10 protein-coding genes are annotated in these 15,837 nt (G+C 62.9%); 8 read left to right on the forward strand and 2 right to left on the reverse strand.

The window, feature by feature from the left end; translation table 11 throughout:
* Positions 1-355 precede the first annotated feature (355 nt).
* The 8 genes from BDD18_RS06195 (at position 356) to BDD18_RS06230 (ending at position 14,241) form a co-directional block, all read left to right on the forward strand.
* Positions 356-3,199, forward strand: coding sequence for a bifunctional glycoside hydrolase/polysaccharide deacetylase family protein (locus tag BDD18_RS06195; protein WP_142081931.1), 2,844 nt, complete (start codon positions 356-358; stop codon positions 3,197-3,199).
* Positions 3,159-7,058 (forward strand): tetratricopeptide repeat protein, encoded by a 3,900-nt coding sequence (locus BDD18_RS06200; RefSeq protein WP_211360683.1) that lies wholly within the window; start codon positions 3,159-3,161, stop codon positions 7,056-7,058. Before BDD18_RS06195 ends, BDD18_RS06200 begins: the two co-directional genes overlap by 41 nt.
* A 35-nt stretch (positions 7,059-7,093) precedes the next feature.
* Positions 7,094-7,642 (forward strand): penicillin-binding protein activator LpoB, encoded by a 549-nt coding sequence (locus BDD18_RS06205; RefSeq protein WP_240485355.1) that lies wholly within the window; start codon positions 7,094-7,096, stop codon positions 7,640-7,642.
* A gap of 14 nt (positions 7,643-7,656) precedes the next feature.
* Positions 7,657-9,033 (forward strand): PelD GGDEF domain-containing protein, encoded by a 1,377-nt coding sequence (locus tag BDD18_RS06210; RefSeq protein ID WP_142081932.1) that lies wholly within the window; start codon positions 7,657-7,659, stop codon positions 9,031-9,033.
* A complete protein-coding gene (locus tag BDD18_RS06215; protein ID WP_142081934.1) occupies positions 9,026-10,042 on the forward strand; it encodes a tetratricopeptide repeat protein in 1,017 nt (338 codons plus the stop codon). Before BDD18_RS06210 ends, BDD18_RS06215 begins: the two co-directional genes overlap by 8 nt.
* Positions 10,039-11,580: a GT4 family glycosyltransferase PelF gene (pelF, locus tag BDD18_RS06220; RefSeq protein WP_142081936.1), complete on the forward strand. Its 1,542-nt coding sequence runs from the start codon at positions 10,039-10,041 to the stop codon at positions 11,578-11,580. Before BDD18_RS06215 ends, pelF begins: the two co-directional genes overlap by 4 nt.
* A gap of 1 nt (position 11,581) precedes the next feature.
* A complete protein-coding gene (gene pelG, locus BDD18_RS06225) occupies positions 11,582-12,955 on the forward strand; it encodes an exopolysaccharide Pel transporter PelG (protein WP_142081938.1) in 1,374 nt (457 codons plus the stop codon).
* Between the two features lie 224 nt (positions 12,956-13,179).
* The gene (locus tag BDD18_RS06230) at positions 13,180-14,241 is read left to right on the forward strand and encodes a spherulation-specific family 4 protein (RefSeq protein WP_338071790.1); all 1,062 of its coding nucleotides are present in this window, start codon (positions 13,180-13,182) and stop codon (positions 14,239-14,241) included.
* A gap of 91 nt (positions 14,242-14,332) precedes the next feature.
* Here BDD18_RS06230 and hisA read toward each other — a convergent pair whose 3' ends face one another.
* The gene (hisA, locus tag BDD18_RS06235; RefSeq protein ID WP_044400271.1) at positions 14,333-15,076 is read right to left on the reverse strand and encodes a 1-(5-phosphoribosyl)-5-[(5-phosphoribosylamino)methylideneamino]imidazole-4-carboxamide isomerase; all 744 of its coding nucleotides are present in this window, start codon (positions 15,074-15,076) and stop codon (positions 14,333-14,335) included.
* A 56-nt stretch (positions 15,077-15,132) separates the two neighbouring features.
* On the reverse strand, positions 15,133-15,801 hold the full coding sequence (hisH, locus tag BDD18_RS06240; RefSeq protein ID WP_066782841.1) for an imidazole glycerol phosphate synthase subunit HisH: 669 nt from the start codon (positions 15,799-15,801) through the stop codon (positions 15,133-15,135).
* Positions 15,802-15,837: the final 36 nt, after the last annotated feature.

A 15,837-nucleotide genomic window follows, 5' to 3' on the forward strand; every position in this document is an offset into this window, starting at 1 on the left:
ATTCGCCGGGCTGGCCAGCAAGAGCACACAAGGGACGAAGGCCATGGTCGCGGCCCCAGCACCATTGCAAACAATCGCTTTCCACTGTGGGTATATTCCAAACACCCTGAAGTGGCTTTGTGAGCCTCCGCAGCCCAAAAACCATTGAGTATCAATACCAAAAAGAAAAGTACACACTCACATTTTTGCATTTCACGCTCTATCGAGGGTAAACGCCGTCCCGAACCACAAGCCATAAAATCCACACTTCATTGATCCACTGCCTGCCTCCCTGCGGACAGCACTGCGCCACAGTGCCTACCGGATCGAATCACCTTGCGCCCACAAAGCGCCACCCCGGAACCCGCCGCCGTCCATGACACACCCGCTTCGCCTCCTCGTTTTGTTGATGCTGGCATTGGCTGCCATGGGCGCAACAAACTACGCTCAGGCCAAGAAGGCCCCGGCGGTAGCGCTTTACTACCAGCACAACGCACCGCTAGAAGATCTGAAAGTCTTCGATATCGTGGTGGTGGAGCCCGACCATGGCTACGACCCGCTAACCTTGCGCACCAAAGGGACCGAGCTTTACGCCTACACGTCGGTGGCAGAAGTGCAGCCCACGCGGGCCTATTTCAAGAACATACCGGAGCAGTGGCAGATGGCCCGCAACGGGCACTGGAACTCCGTGGTGGTCGACCAGACGCCCGCGCAATGGCCCGCTTTTTTTGCAGACCAGGTGGTAGCGCCCCTGTGGCAACGGGGCTACCGGGGGTTCTTTCTGGACACCATGGACTCGCACCGCCTGGCCAGCCGCTTTGATGAGGCTGCACAGCAAGACGGCCTTGTTCGCGTGATTGAAACGCTGCACGAACGCTTCCCGGGCATCCAGCTGATCATGAACCGGGGGTTCGAGATTGCGCCACGCCTGAAAGGCAAGATCCACATGGTCGCCGCAGAATCGCTGTACCGCGGCTGGAATGCGGGGGCCAGTCGCTACGAAGAAGTGCCTCTGGCTGACCGCCAGTGGCTGATCGCTCAACTCAAGACCATCCAGGACCGTGATGGCATCCCTGCACTGGCCATTGATTACGTCGCGCCCCATGACCGTGCTCTGGCACGCGAGACCGCCAAGCGCATCGAAGCCGATGGCTTCATCCCCTGGGTGACGGACAGCCGTTTGAGCACCGTGGGCATTGGCACGCTGGAGCTGGTGCCCCGCCGCATCCTGGTGGTCTACAACAGTTCAGAGTCCCCAGCGCTTAACTACAGCAACCCCCACCGCTACGCGCAGATGCCCCTGAACCACATGGGCTATGTGGTGGACTACGCCGACATCCTGAGCCCGTTGCCCGCGGGGATTCATCGCGACCGTTATGCCGGGGTGTTGACCTATTTTTCTGGCTTCATCCCCAAAAACCGGATGCGCGAACTGAACCAATGGTTGCAGGCCCGCAAAACCGAGGGCATGCCGATTGCCATCATGGGTGACTTTGGCCTGCAACTCGACAAATCCTGGGCTACCACGTTCGGACTGCAAGCCAACGATCTGAACATCACCGCACCATTGCGCCTGAAGGGCCAACACGCCGCGATGGAATTTGAGATTGCCCTGCCCCCCATCAAGCGGGACGACACCCCCGTCTTGCTGGTGGGGCCGCAAGCTGCGCAGGCAGAGCCCCTGGTCGAATTTGTGGACAAGAATGGCCGCAGCTACGTGGGCGGAGCCCTGATGCCCTGGGGAGGATTCATTCTCGACCCGTATGTTCTGACGGAGCTGCCCGGCACTGAACAAACACGGTGGGTGGTCAACCCGTTCACCTTCCTGCAAAAAGCCCTGCAACTGCCCCCGCTGCCGGTACCCGACACCACAACCGAGAACGGCCTGAGGTTGCTGCTGGCCCATATTGACGGAGACGGCTTCCCCTCCAAGGCTGAAATGGCGGGCAGCCCACTGGCTTCGCAAGTGCTGTTGCAAGAGATTTTCGAGAAGTACCGTATCCCCCAGACGATGTCGATCATTGAGGCGGAGACGGCGCCCCACGGCCGGTACCCGGACCAGAGTCAGCAGCTGGAAGACATCGCACGCAAGATGTTCAAACTGCCCCATATCGAAGCGGCCAGCCACACCTTCTCGCACCCTTTTCTGTGGGACTCATCGGTCAAGCATGGGCTCTTTGCAGAGAACTCCCAAGCCCTGCAGTACCTTGACATCCCTGGCTACAAGATGGATTTCAAGCGCGAAACGGCAGGGTCGGTGGACTACATCCGCCGGCAGCTCGTGCCTGCGGGCAAGCCGGTGGAAGTGTTCCAGTGGTCGGGCGACACGGCCCCCAACGAAGCTGCCCTCAAAGCCTCTTATGACGCAGGCTTGTTGAACATCAACGGATGGGACACGGCAATCTCCAAGGCACAACCCACGCTGACGGCGATTGGCGCCCTGGGCATTACCAAAGGCAATTACCTGCAGGTCTACGCCCCCATCACCAACGAGAACATCTACACCAACCTGTGGCAGGGGCCCTATTACGGTTTCGAGCGCGTGCTCGAAACCTTTGAGATGACCGACAAGCCCCGGCGTATCAAGCCTGTAGGCATCTACTACCACACGTACTCGGCCTCCAAGGCGGCGGGCCTGAAGGCACTGAAGAAGGTGTACGACTGGGCGCTTTCGCAGCCACTGCACCCGGTTCGCACCTCCGAATTCATTCGCAAGGTGCAAGACTTCCACACCTACGCCATCGCCCGCGAAGGTGACGGCTGGCGCGTTCGTGGCGCGGGCCAGTTGCGCACGCTGCGCATGCCCTACTCGGTGAATGACATCACCCCCACACTCGCCCAAGGTGTTGGCGTGGCAGGCGTGAGCGAAGGGGCGGAAGGCAGCTACCTCCACCTGACCAGTGACCTTGCATGGATTGCGCGGCCGGGCGGATCTGCCGCCGCCGATACTGCAAACGCCCCCACCGTCTGGCTGCACACCGCGAATGCCCGCGTGACGCAGTGGCAACGCACACAGCAAGGGCAACGCACGGACTTCACCCTGCAAGGCCATGTGCCCCTGCAATTCAGCGTGGCCGGCATGGCCCCCGCCTGCAAGCTGAGCGCCAACGGGCAACCTGTGGTGGCCGCCAAGCCCTCCAACAACCTGCGCACCGACGTGCGCACCTACAAGCTAGCCGATGCGTCCGCGCAAATCCAAGTTGTCTGCGCCGGACGCTGAACGGCCCGTACTCGCCAGCTATTGGCTCACTGCACTGCTGGCCGGCTTGGTCGGTGGTGCGCTGTGGCTCATGTATCCGCGCCAGGATCTGGAGCGGCGCCTGCTCTCGTCCAGCAGCGACTCCAGCCTGTCGCTTGCATACTTGAAGAACCTGCTGCGCAGTGATCCGAACAACCCTCGGCTGCAGCAATTGCAGGCGCAGCGGGTTGCCGAAGACGAAGCCCGCAAGCAAAGGGAAGCCGACCTGGCCAACCGGCAGCCTTCGCCATGGACACGCTGGCGTGACGCCATGGACGGCTACCACGCCCTTCCTCTCGACGCCACAGAACAACGCCGCGCCCTGCGCGCTGACCTGGTGGTGCAGCTGCATGAGCTGATGACCCAAGAGGTGCCCACCGAAGTGCTGCCGGCATTGGCGGAAGACGCTTTTCATTTGGGCGAGCCCCTGCTGGGCATTCAGATGTACCGGCGGATGGGCGACGAGGCCAGCGCCGAGGGCAGTGCCGTGGCACTCTATGAACGTGCAGCGCGCGAAGCACTGGGCGTCTCTGCCCACCAAGAGGCAGCCGACCTGTTCCTGAAGGCACGCCACGCCAGCACCAGACCGGATCAAGCCAAAGCCTTCTACCTGCGCGCCATCGCTGCCATGCAGGCATCCGGCAAGCCTGCCCTGGCGCTGGCGCTGGCCCAGCGCGAGGTGGGTGGGCTTGAAGCAGATCCAGAAGTGTTGCGCATGCTGGTGGAACTGGCACGCGCCGCTGGCAAACCCGCGATTGCCGAGCAATACATGAAGCGGCTGCTTCGCCTGGCCTTGCTGCAACAGTGGCGCGAGACAGCCGTTGCCACCGCAGCGCCGGTGATGCTCCCCATGTCGGGCGATGCAACGCCGCCGGCACCAGCCACCTTGCGCTATGAAGACCGCGCTTACTTGCTGGACACCCGCATGCTGCACCACCCCAGCGCCGCAGGGATGCAGCAGGTAGCCACAGCGCAAGCTGGCAACCGCACTGGCACTGAAAAGGCAGGCCCAGGCTTGCCGTTTGACGACAAGATCTACACCCTGGGCTACCAGGTATTTTTGGAAAACCGCAACCTCGAAGACGCCTGGCTGGTGGCCAAATCAGCCGTGCAACAGGCACCGAATGACCTGGCGTGGCGCGAGCGGCTGGCGCAGGTGGCCGAATGGACGCAGCGCAGCGACGTTGCACTGCAGAACTGGCTGGTGATCGCTCGGGCAACCCAGCAAGACCGGGCCTGGCAATCGGTCCTGAGGCTTGCTCCCGGATTGTTTGACGATGCGGCACTCATCGAAGGCCTGCGCTACGAATTGCGGCGCAACCCGGACAACGCCCCCCTGGCCAAAGAACTCATCCTGGCGTACGAACGGGTGGGCACCCCGCTGCCCGCCATCGAGTTCCTGCAGCAACAGCCGCGCCTGCCCGCCAACCTGGAGCTGCTGGCGGACATTGCGACCCGTGCCGGGCAAATGGATGTGGCGCTACAGGCATGGGAGCAGCTTTTGGCCGACCCCGCTCAGGCCACACCCGAGCGCGCGATGCGCGCAGCCACCCTGGCGGTGGTGCGTGGCAAGCCGGAACTGGCCATGGCCTGGCTGGAGGCCGCGCGCCATGCCGTTGTGCCCGGTGCAGAGATCACCACCGACTTCTTGCGCATGACCGGGCAGCTGGCTGAGCGCCAGCAGCGTGACGCAGTGGCGCTGGATGCGTATCGCCAGCTGCTGACCACACCCGATGCCAAGCTGCCAGACTTTGATTCCGCCATCCGGCTGCTGCAAGTGGACTACCCATTACAGGCGGCAGATGTGGCGGTGCAGGCCTGGGACCGCTCCTTCCAGCCGCGCCACTTGATCCTGGCTCTGACGACCTATGTCAGCCGCAGCCAGTGGACGCAGGTCAAACATCTGCTGGACAAGGTGAGCCCCACCACCGGCACCGCACACGAAGCGATTGCCCCCCTGTGGAAAGACACGCAGTTTTTGCGCATTGTGGGTCTGTACCACCAGAACACGGGCAACCTCACCCGCGCAGCCCAGCTGTTTGATGCGGCCTTGCGCCTGGCGCCCGACTCGGCCGAGATGCGTCAGGCCATCGTGTGGCTGTTCATCGACAGCAACGACAACATCTCTCTGCGCAAACTGCTGGCCACCCATGAAGCCGAGTGGAGCCGCGACAAGGAGATGCACGATGCCCTGGGCTCTGCGTACCAGGCCCTGTCCCTGCCCTCCGTCGCACTGGCTCGGTATTTCACCCCCCAGCTGGCAGAACGGCAGAGCGATTTCCTGTGGATGATGAACTACGCCGACGCGCTGGACCAGAACCAGGAGCCCGACAAGTCATGGCGCCTGCGCCGGCATCTGCTGTCCTCGGAATGGGCTCAGGCACAACAGGGCCGCCCCATGACGCGCACACAAGCGCGCGCGCACTGGCTCACCGAAGAGGGGCTGGACACCACCCGCCGCCTGGCCCGCGCACGCCTGCTACTGACACACAAGCCCGGCGACCCGGCGTTCGAGACACTGCGTGAACTCATGCGCCTGGATCGGGACGCGGCTGGCAACCTGTCCAACGCTGCGGCAGAGACTGCCATTGGCTGGCTGCAGGATGCAGGCCAGTATTCCGCAGAGCGCGGCCTGCTGTGGCAGCAGTACGCACGCAGCCAAAGCCTGCGCGCCAACCGGCCGCTCTGGGCCGACATCACTGTGGCCCTGGCGGAGCAAGACACTGCATCCACCGGAGCCCTGCTGGAAACTTTTGGTGAGCGCCTGCCCCGTTACGACCGCATCAACGCCGCTGCTGCCGTGCAGGATGTGCGCTTGGCGCAGACCACCGCGTTTGAATCGCAGACCGACCAGCCCGACGACGCACCGCTGCATCTGCAGCTCACCGAAAACCTTCTGGCGTTCAGTGACCACGCAGGCCCTCAAGTAGAGGCGAGAAAGCTCGGCGACCTTGAAGAAACCGAAGCCACCGCGCAATGGCACATGGCGTTGAGCCCGCGCCTGTCGATGGACCTGAGCCTGACCCGCATTCACCGCACTGCCGGGCTTTCCACGCAGCTGAGCAACCCCTCGCAGGAACGAGGTGTCAAGGTGGATCTGCGCTGGCAGGAACGGGACACCACCACCACCCTGCACTTGGCCCGGCGCGAGAGCCTGACCAGCTACACCCCCATTCAGCTCGAACACGAATGGCGCCTGGACAACCGCCTGACGCTGCGCATGGACATCGGCATGCAACTGCCGACCCAGGAGAGCACCGTGCTGCGCATGGCGGGCATGAAAGACCGTGCCGGCATCAGCTTGCGTTATCAGATCTCGCGGCTTGACCAGATCACCATGGAGCACTGGCGCGACAACTACAAGCTGCAGACCGGTGGTGCACTGGGCACAGGTCGCCATTCCTCGTTGACCTACACGCACACTTACCGCGTGGAGGCCCCAAGCCTGGAGTTCGGCGCCTTCTGGTCGCAGCACGCGTACGACCGGCGTGACCCCGGAGAGCTTTCGGGCAGCGACCTGGCTTTCACCCAGTACCTGCCCCCCAGCGTGGACCGTGTCGGCAACACCTACTTCCTGCCCGAGAACTTCAGTTTCTACGGTCTGCAGATCTCGACCAATACCCGCTTTGAGCGCGACTACACGCGCACGCTGCAACCCTTTGGCAGCATTTCCCGCACCTGGCACAGCCGCCAGGGCCCGGGCTACAGTCTGCGACTGGGCCTGGCTGGCAGCGTACTGGGCGGTGACCACCTGAACCTGGGCTGGAGCCTGGGCAAGGGCGGCACCCTCACCCAGGGGCTCACCCGCGAGATACAGCTGCGCTACCGCAAGCACTTTTGAACCCACCCGATGTTGATGGAAAGACAAGCCCGATGATGAGCAATACCAAAATCCTGCACACCTTGAAAGTTGCTGCCAGCGCCTTGGTGCTTTGCGCACTGGCAGCCTGCTCTACGGTAGACCGTGGCCGAGCCCCCGCCCTGCAGGCCAATGCCGAATGGACCGTGCTGCCTTTTGCCAACCACACCGAGACCCCCATGGCTGGCAACCGCGCCGAAAGCGTCGCAGAGGCCCTGCTGCATGCACGGGGCGTAGGCAAGGTCAAGCGCTACACGAGCACAGCGCAGCAAGAGGCGCTGTTCGACGCAGGCGACACCAAACGCCAGGAACAGGCGCTGGCCTGGGCCCGTGAACAAGGCGTGCGCTATGCACTGGCAGGTACCGTGGATGAGTGGCGCTACAAGGTGGGCGTGGACGGGGAACCGGCCGCTGGCATCACGCTGCAAATCATTGACGTGCAAAGCGGCGACATTCTCTGGAGTGGCGCAGGCGGCAAGTCCGGCTGGAGCCGTGAAGCGCTGTCGGCCGTGGCACAGAAGTTGATCCGCGAACTGCTCCAAGCCGGTCTGTCCGGTGCACGTTAAGCCTTCGCATTCGCATGCAAGCTGACGACCAAGCAACGACCGCCCGATCCGACGACGCCACAGCACCTGCTGCGCAGCGCAAACCCGGCTTTTCCGGTGCACCGCTGGGCAAGCTGGGCGCAGCCGGTGACCGCCCATGGTTGGTGACGCTGGAATCACTGCTCGTGCCCGGCATTGCCGTGGCAGTGGGCTTGGCATTCAATCCCGAAGATCCACTCGGGGTGCACGCGGAATTCCACTGGGCCTGGCTGGCGCCGGTCATCGTGGCCTTGCGCTATGGCCCGCTGGCCGGGCTGGGCGCTGGCGCCGTGCTGCTGTTGGCATGGGTTGCCTTGCATGTGGGCCACATGGACCAATTCCCCCAGATCTTCTTTCTGGGCGGGCTGATTACCGTGATGCTGGTGGGCGAGTTCTCCAGCTTGTGGAGAGCGCGCACCCGCCGCGCCGAAGCCGTGCAGTACTACCTGGACCAGCGCCTGGAGCACCTGATACGCCAGTACTACCTGCTGCGCCTGTCGCATGACCGGCTGGAACAGGAACTGATAGGCCGCCCCATGTCGATGCGCGACGCGCTCAAAACGCTGCGCGGACTCAGCGGCAGCGATGATGAGGCACAGATTCTGCTGCGACTGCTGGCGCAGTATTGCCAGATCAGCTCTGCGGCCCTGCACCCTGTGCACGATCACAAGCTGGAGAAAACCGCGATAGCCACCATTGGCTCACCCGTGGCGGTAGACCCCAAAGACCCGTTGCTCACCCAAGCCCTGGAAACACGCACCCTGTGCCATGTGGTTCAAGCCACGGTGCGCCAGGAAGCCACCCGCTACCTAGTGGCAGCCCCTCTGCTGGATATTGGGGGAGATGTGTACGCCATGCTGCTCATCGACGAGCTGCCATTTTTTGCGCTGCAGAACGAGAACCTGCAAACCATCAATTTGCTGCTGGGTTACTACACCGATGGGCTGTCAACCCAAGCGCTGTCAGCGCCGCTGGTGGAGCAGGTTCCTGACTGCCCGCCTGAGTTTGCCTTTGAGCTGCAGCGCCTGTGGCGCATGTATGAAAGCACGCAGGTCCCCAGCATCGTGGTGGCGCTGGAATTCAACCAGGACGCCGTGGATCAGGATCTGCCGCAACAATTCTTGCGGCTCAAACGGATGATGGATGAGAGCTGGGCCATTGCTGGACCGAAGCGGCATGTCCTTGCCATCCTGATGCCGCTGGGCGAAGCATCTACTGCCGAAGGCTTCATTGCCCGGCTGGAGGAGTGGATCCGGCGCAAGCAAAACACAGGCCTTGCACAGGCGGGTATCTACCCACACCCGCTGCCGCTCGCAGATTCGGGCGGGCCACTGCCCATGCTGCAAAAACTTCTGCAACTCGCCCATGCTTAGTACCAAGTGGGGGCTGTGGGCCATTGTGATGGAGCTCACGGCGTGGGCGGGCCCGGTGCTGCTGGACGGCTATTCGGACGCCGCACTGCTGAGCTATCTGCTGGCCCATGCGGCGGCCTGCGTACTGCTGGCGGTGTTTACCTTGCCACTGCTGTCAGCCGAGCAATTGCGCCCCAGAATACCCATGCTGGCCCTGATGGCGGTGTGCAGCTATGCCGTGCCGCTGGCAGGCTTCATCGGCGTCTTTCTGGGCACGCTGGTGCTGCGGGTGTACCGTGCCGCCCGTCCCATCGAAGACTTCCAGTCTGTGCACCTGCCAGAGTTCGACCTGCACCAGCGCATCCAGAGCGGCTTCCGGCAAACCGGCCTGCGCGCTGTGCTGGGCAACAGCGAAGTCCCTGCCCGTTCCCGCATGCGGGCCATGGTGGCACTGCAGCACATGTCTGGGCGTATCTCGTCCCCGCTGCTGCGCAATGTGCTCAACGACTCCAGCGAAGATCTGCGTCTGCTCGCCTACGGCATGCTGGATGCGCTGGAGCGCAACATCAGCCGTTCCATCGACAAAGAGCTGGACACTTTGCGCGAGGCCGAAGAAAAAGAGGGGGCAGACCCCCTGGGTCCCACCGGCTTGCAGGCAGCAGAAAAACTGTCGGCGCTGTACTGGGAACTGGTGTACCAGAACCTGGCGCAGGGCGACATGCGCAACTACGCCATCAGTGAATCCCTGCGCTACTGCGAGCGGGTGCTGGCGCAGCAACCGCAGCACCCCCAGCACAACCTGCGCCGCGGTTTGCTGCTGCACGCGCTGGGCCGCATGGACGAAGCCGAGCAGGCCTACGCCCGCGCCCAGCAGCTTGGCTTGCCCGCGACACGGGTGTTGCCTTACCTTGCCGAGCTGAGCTTTGAGCAACGCGACTTCGCCAAAACGCGGCAGCTGATGCAGCAACTCGACGAATGGAGCGCCTTGCCCCGCCTGCGCCCCGTCATCGACTACTGGAGCGCGCGATGATGCACCCCAAAGCCGCCGAGGCTGACATTGCCCTGCTGCTGGAAGGCACCTTTCCCTATGTGAGCGGGGGCGTTTCCAGCTGGATCAACCAGATCATCCAGGCCTTCCCCGAATACCGCTTTGCGCTGGTGTTTCTGGGCAGCCAGCGCTCGGACTACAGCCAGTTCAAATACAAGCTGCCAGCCAACGTGGTGCACTTTGAAGAGCACTTTTTGTACGACGGTTTGGCAGCACAAAACCTGCCGCACGCCCGCCCGGGTAATGAAGCCACGTTCGAGGTGCTGCGCGGCATCGTGAACACCCTGCGCGAAGGTAGCGCAGGCACCGAGCAAACCTTGCAGATGCTGCGCGCTGTGACCCGCGAGATGGCGCCCGGCGGCAACTTTCCGCTGGAAGATTTTCTGTACAGCGAGCGCTCCTGGGAACTGATCCGCGACACCTACCGCGAGTACTGCACCGACCCCTCGTTCGTGGATTATTTCTGGACGGTGCGCATCATGTTCAAGCCCCTGTGGACGCTGGCCAGCGTGGCGCAAAACCTGATCCCGGTGCGGATGCTGCACAGCGCGTCCACAGGCTATGCAGGTTTTTTGGGGGCCGTTCTGCACGACACACGCAACATACCGTTTGCCCTGTCGGAGCACGGCATCTACACCAAGGAACGGCAGATCGATCTGCTCAAGAGCGAGTGGATTCGCGACAACCGCAACGTCTTCCAGCGCGACCCGACCGAGCTGTCGTACTTCCGGCAAATGTGGATCCGGCTGTTTGAATGGATGGGGCGCTACTGCTATGCAGCTGCCGACCCGATCATCGCGCTGTATGAAACCAACCGCCTGCGCCAGGTGCAAGACGGCGCTGACCCGGCGCGCACGTTCAACATCCCCAACGGCATCCAGCTCGCCCGCTTTGCGCCCATGCGCGATAAGCGCCCGGCGCAGGTGCCGCCGGTGCTCTGCCTCATTGGCCGCGTGGTGCCCATCAAGGACGTGAAGACCTTCATCCGCGCGATGCGCCGTGTGGTGAACCAGATGCCGCAGGCCGAAGGCTGGATTGCTGGCCCCACAGACGAAGACCCCTCCTATGCCCAGGAGTGCGAGAACCTGGTGCGCAGCCTGGGGCTGGAAAATCACGTGAAGTTCCTGGGCTTTCAGAAGGTGGAAGACCTCATGCCCAAGATCGGGCTGATCGTGCTGTCCTCCATCAGCGAAGCCCTGCCGCTGGTGATTCTGGAAGGCTATGCAGCGGGCGTGCCCACCGTATCCACCGATGTGGGCTCGTGCCGCCAATTGATCGAGGGCCTGGGCGAAGAAGACCGCGCCTTGGGCAGCAGCGGCAGCGTGGTGGGCATTGCCGACCCGCAGGCGCTGGCAGACGCCGCCATCGCTTTGCTGAACGACCCGGCCGAGTGGAATCGCGCCAGCCAGGCCGCCATTGCCCGCGTGGAACGCTACTACACCGACAGCATGATGTTTGGCAGCTACCGTAAGGTGTACCAAAAGGCCCTGGGCGGGCCTGCAACCGACGAGGCACGCTGACATGGCAGGCATTGGATTTGAACTGCGCCGCATGCTGCGCAAGAACACCCTGACGGGCCTGCTGCAGGCCTACGCCTATGCGGGTGTCATTGGCTCCGGTCCCTGGGTGTTCTCGATCATCGGCATCTTGCTGGTGGGGATCTTCAGCGCCAGCGTGGTGGTACCCAATTTTTTGGTTACCCAGTTCCAGACATCCGTCACGTACCTGGTGGCCTGCAGCCTGATCCTGACAGGGTTTGTGCAGCTGGCCTTCACCCGCTTTGTGTCGGACCGGCTGTTTGAAAAGAAGCGGGATCTGATCTTGCCCAACCTGCACGGGCTGCTGCTGGGCGTGATTGCGGTGGCGGCCGTGCTGGGCACCCTGGCGCTGTTCGTCGTCTTCCCGGGCGAGCGGCTGCTGTACCGGCTGCTGATGCTGGCCGGCTTTTGCGTCATGTGCGGCGTGTGGGTGCTGGCCATCTTGCTGTCGGGCATGAAGCGCTACCAGGCCATCACGGTCTTGTTCGGCGGTGCCTATGCGCTGATCGTGGTGGCATCCCTGTTGATGCGCCCCTGGGGGCTGGAGGGGCTGCTGGGCGGCTTCGTGCTGGGCAATTTCGTGCTGCTGGCAGGCATGTGGGTGATGGTGGTGCGCGACTTCAGCCCCAAGGGCCGGCTGATCGCATTTGACTTTGCCGAACGCAAGCTGCTGTACCCGTCGCTCGTGCTGGTGGGCCTGCTCTACAACGTGGCCATCTGGGCAGACAAGTTCATGTTCTGGTACTTCCCGCCCACATCGGAGCCCATCATCGGCGGCCTGCGCGCCTCGCTGATCTATGACTTGCCGGTGTTCCTCTCGTACCTTTCGATCATCCCCGGCATGGCGGTGTTCCTGGTGCGCATCGAGACCGACTTCGTGGAGTATTACGACAAGTTCTACGACGCGGTGCGCAGCGGCGGCTCGCTTGAATACATCGAGTCGATGCGTGATGAAATGGTCTATGCCATCCAGCAAGGGCTGGGCGAAATCGCCAAAATCCAGACCCTGGCCGTGCTGGTGACCTTCGTGGCGGGCCCGGCGTTGCTGGATGCCTTGGGCATCTCCAGCCTGTACCTGCCTTTGCTGCATGTGCAGGTAGTGGGAGCGGGCCTGCAGGTGGGGTTGATGGCGATTCTCAACGTGTTCTTCTACCTGGACCAGCGCCGCATCGTGCTGGTGCTATGTGTGGAGATGGTGGTGCTCAACATCGTTTTCACTGCACTGACGCTGCATCTGGGGGCCGCCTTTTACGGGTATGGCTTTGCAGGCTCGATGTTGGTCACACTGTGCACAGGCATGGTGCTGCTGACACGCCAGCTCAACCGGCTGGAGTTCGAAACCTTCATGCTGCAGTAAGGCAGCGCTGCGGGGGTGCGTTCCCCAGCAGCGTCTTTACAAAAGTCTGTGGAACGCGGCGACCAGGGTGGTGTAACATTTTTTTACACCGGCCTTTTGAACATGCCATGTCCCGTCTTTTGAATTCATTGCGGCGCCCAGCCAGACTGCCTCCCATCGCCGCGCTCGTCGCCTCCTGTGGCGGCGGTAGCGGTGGCTCCGATACGCCTACGCCCCCCAGCACCGTGCAAGTCACGATCACAGCGCCAGCCTCAGCCAGTGTGCTGACCGCTCAGACGCCGGTCGCCGTGCAGGCACAGGTTTCTGTGAGCGGCAGCGCTGCCGCCGATGGAACGGCAGTGTCGTTCTCGATGCCTGGCGGCAGCTTCTCACCCGTGGCACCCCAAACCCGCTCGGGGCTGGCGTCCACATCACTCACCGGCACCACCGCGGGGGCCCAAACCCTCACGGCACGCAGCACGGTGAACGGGGCCACCGGCACCGGCACGCAAACCATCTACCTGCGGCCACAGCCAGCGGCATTGGAGATTTTGGTGCCCGCCTATTTCCACCCCACCACCAACACCGGCTGGTCCCAGATGGCGGCATCGGCCAGCGCCAACCCCGCCGTCGGCATCACCGCCATCCTGAACCCCTCCAACGGCATCTTCACCACCGCTGACGCCGCAACGCTGCAGGCAGCCCGCAACCTCGTCGCAGCAGGGGGCAAGGTCATCGGCTACGTGTACACCCGCTACGGTACGGGCTCGCGCAGCCTGGCGGACATCAAGACCAACATCGACCGCTACCTGGACTTGTATCGCAGCTCGGTAATCAGCGGCATCTTCCTGGACGAGATGTCTGCCAACGAAACGCACATTCCGTTCTACCGCGAGATTTACGACCACATCAAGGCCCGGGGCGCCACGCTGCGCGTGGTGGGCAACCCAGGGCTGGTGCCTGCAGCGGCGTATGCCGGAGTGACAGACGCCATCGTCAGCTTTGAAGGCGCAGCCACCACGTTCCAGAACTTTGACCCACGCACCAGCACGCCGTGGCTTTACACGCTGACCAACAGCCGACATGCCATGTTGGTACACAACGCCGACAACTGCACCGCCATGCAAACCGCCGTTCAGGCTGCTGCATCAGCGCGCTACAACCACGGCCTGGTGTATGCCACCAACCTGCAATACAACCCCTCCACGCAGGTCGGCAACCCCTGGGCCAGCCTGCCCAGCTACTGGAGTTCGCTGGTGGGCACGGTGCGCGCCATCAACACCGCTACCGCCCTTCCCGCCTGCTGACCACCCAACAAAAAGCCCCGCCCGGATTTGCTCTCCGGGCGGGGCTTTTTTGTGGGTTTCAACGGCTGCGCTCACCGCAGCCCGCACAATCTCAGGCTTCGCCGAGTTCGTCGGCGCGGGCTTGCGCAGCAGCAAAGTCCAGATCGCCACTGTAAATGGCGCGGCCGCAGATGACGCCTTCCACGCCTTCAGACTCCACAGCGCACAGTTGCTCGATGTCGGCCATGTTCGACAGGCCACCCGAGGCAATCACGGGGATGCTCAAAGCCTGGGCCAGTTTCACGGTCGCGTCGATGTTGATGCCCGAGAGCATGCCGTCGCGGCCGATGTCGGTGTAGATGATGGACTCGACGCCCCAGTCTTCAAACTTCTTGGCCAGGTCCACCACCTCGTGGCCGGTGAGCTTGCTCCAGCCATCGGTGGCCACCTTGCCGTCTTTGGCGTCCAGGCCCACGATGATGTGGCCGCCGAAGGCGCTGCAGGCGTCTTTGAGGAACCCGGGGTTCTTCACCGCAGCGGTGCCGATGATGACGTAGCGCAGGCCGCCGTCGATGTACTTCTCGATGGTGTCCAGGTCGCGGATGCCGCCGCCCAGCTGCACGGGAATGTCGTCACCCACCTCTTTGAGGATGGACTTGATGGCGCTGTAATTCTTGGGCGTACCCGCAAAAGCACCGTTCAAATCGACCAGGTGCAGGCGACGTGCACCGGCATCCACCCACTTGCGGGCCATGGCCGCGGGGTCTTCACCAAAGGTGGTGGATTGGTCCATATCGCCTTGCTTGAGGCGAACGCAGTGGCCGTCTTTGAGATCGATGGCGGGGATGAGCAGCATGATGGGTTCGGGAGGAAAAGGGCGAGGTGAAACTCGGCCCGAACGGGTTGAAAGATTCAGGGGTTCCAGTGCAGAAAGTTGCGGTACAGGGCCAGGCCGTGTTCCGCGCTCTTCTCGGGGTGAAATTGCGCGGCAAAAATATTATCGCGCGCAATGGCTGCGGCGAATACTCCGCCGTAGTCTGCCTCTCCGGCACAGTGCGCGGCGCTTTGCGGGCGGGCGTAAAAGCTGTGCACGAAGTAAAAGTAACTGTTGTCAGGAATACCTTCCCACACCGGGTGCACCGCACCACCGTGGGGCACCTGGCGCACCTGGTTCCAGCCCATCTGCGGCACCTTGAAGCGACTGCCATCGGCCTGGGTGCGGCCTGCCAGGTCAAACTTGATGACTTCGCCAGGGATCAAGCCCAGACCGGGTGTGTCGCCCTCGGCACTGTGGTCCAGCAGCATCTGCATGCCCACACACACACCAAACAGCGGCTTGGACGCTGCGGCTTCCAGCACGGACTCTTGCAGGCCCGACTCGCGCAGTTCGCGCATGCAGTCAGGCATAGCGCCCTGCCCTGGCAGCACTACGCGCTGGGCAGCGCGCACTTCGTCGGGGCGGGAAGTGACGATCACCGTCCAGCCCGTGCCTTGCGCTGCCGCCTGCACGGCCTGCGAGACCGACCGCAGATTGCCCATGCCGTAGTCCACCACGGCGACTGTTTTTGCTTCTGTATTCATAGCTGTTAGCGCTTATTGGATGGGCGCTAGAGGCCT

The organism is Acidovorax temperans (assembly GCF_006716905.1).
GTDB lineage: Bacteria > Pseudomonadota > Gammaproteobacteria > Burkholderiales > Burkholderiaceae_C > Acidovorax > Acidovorax temperans.

Coding starts and splice junctions, on each gene's coding strand:
- pelG (WP_142081938.1), top strand. CDS start 11,582: ATGGCAGGCATTGGATTTGAACTGCGCCGCATGCTGCGCAAGAACACC.
- BDD18_RS06215 (WP_142081934.1), top strand. CDS start 9,026: ATGCTTAGTACCAAGTGGGGGCTGTGGGCCATTGTGATGGAGCTCACG.
- BDD18_RS06195 (WP_142081931.1), top strand. CDS start 356: ATGACACACCCGCTTCGCCTCCTCGTTTTGTTGATGCTGGCATTGGCT.
- pelF (WP_142081936.1), top strand. CDS start 10,039: ATGATGCACCCCAAAGCCGCCGAGGCTGACATTGCCCTGCTGCTGGAA.
- hisH (WP_066782841.1), bottom strand. CDS start 15,801: ATGAATACAGAAGCAAAAACAGTCGCCGTGGTGGACTACGGCATGGGC.
- BDD18_RS06210 (WP_142081932.1), top strand. CDS start 7,657: ATGCAAGCTGACGACCAAGCAACGACCGCCCGATCCGACGACGCCACA.
- BDD18_RS06205 (WP_240485355.1), top strand. CDS start 7,094: ATGAGCAATACCAAAATCCTGCACACCTTGAAAGTTGCTGCCAGCGCC.
- BDD18_RS06200 (WP_211360683.1), top strand. CDS start 3,159: ATGCGTCCGCGCAAATCCAAGTTGTCTGCGCCGGACGCTGAACGGCCC.
- hisA (WP_044400271.1), bottom strand. CDS start 15,076: ATGCTGCTCATCCCCGCCATCGATCTCAAAGACGGCCACTGCGTTCGC.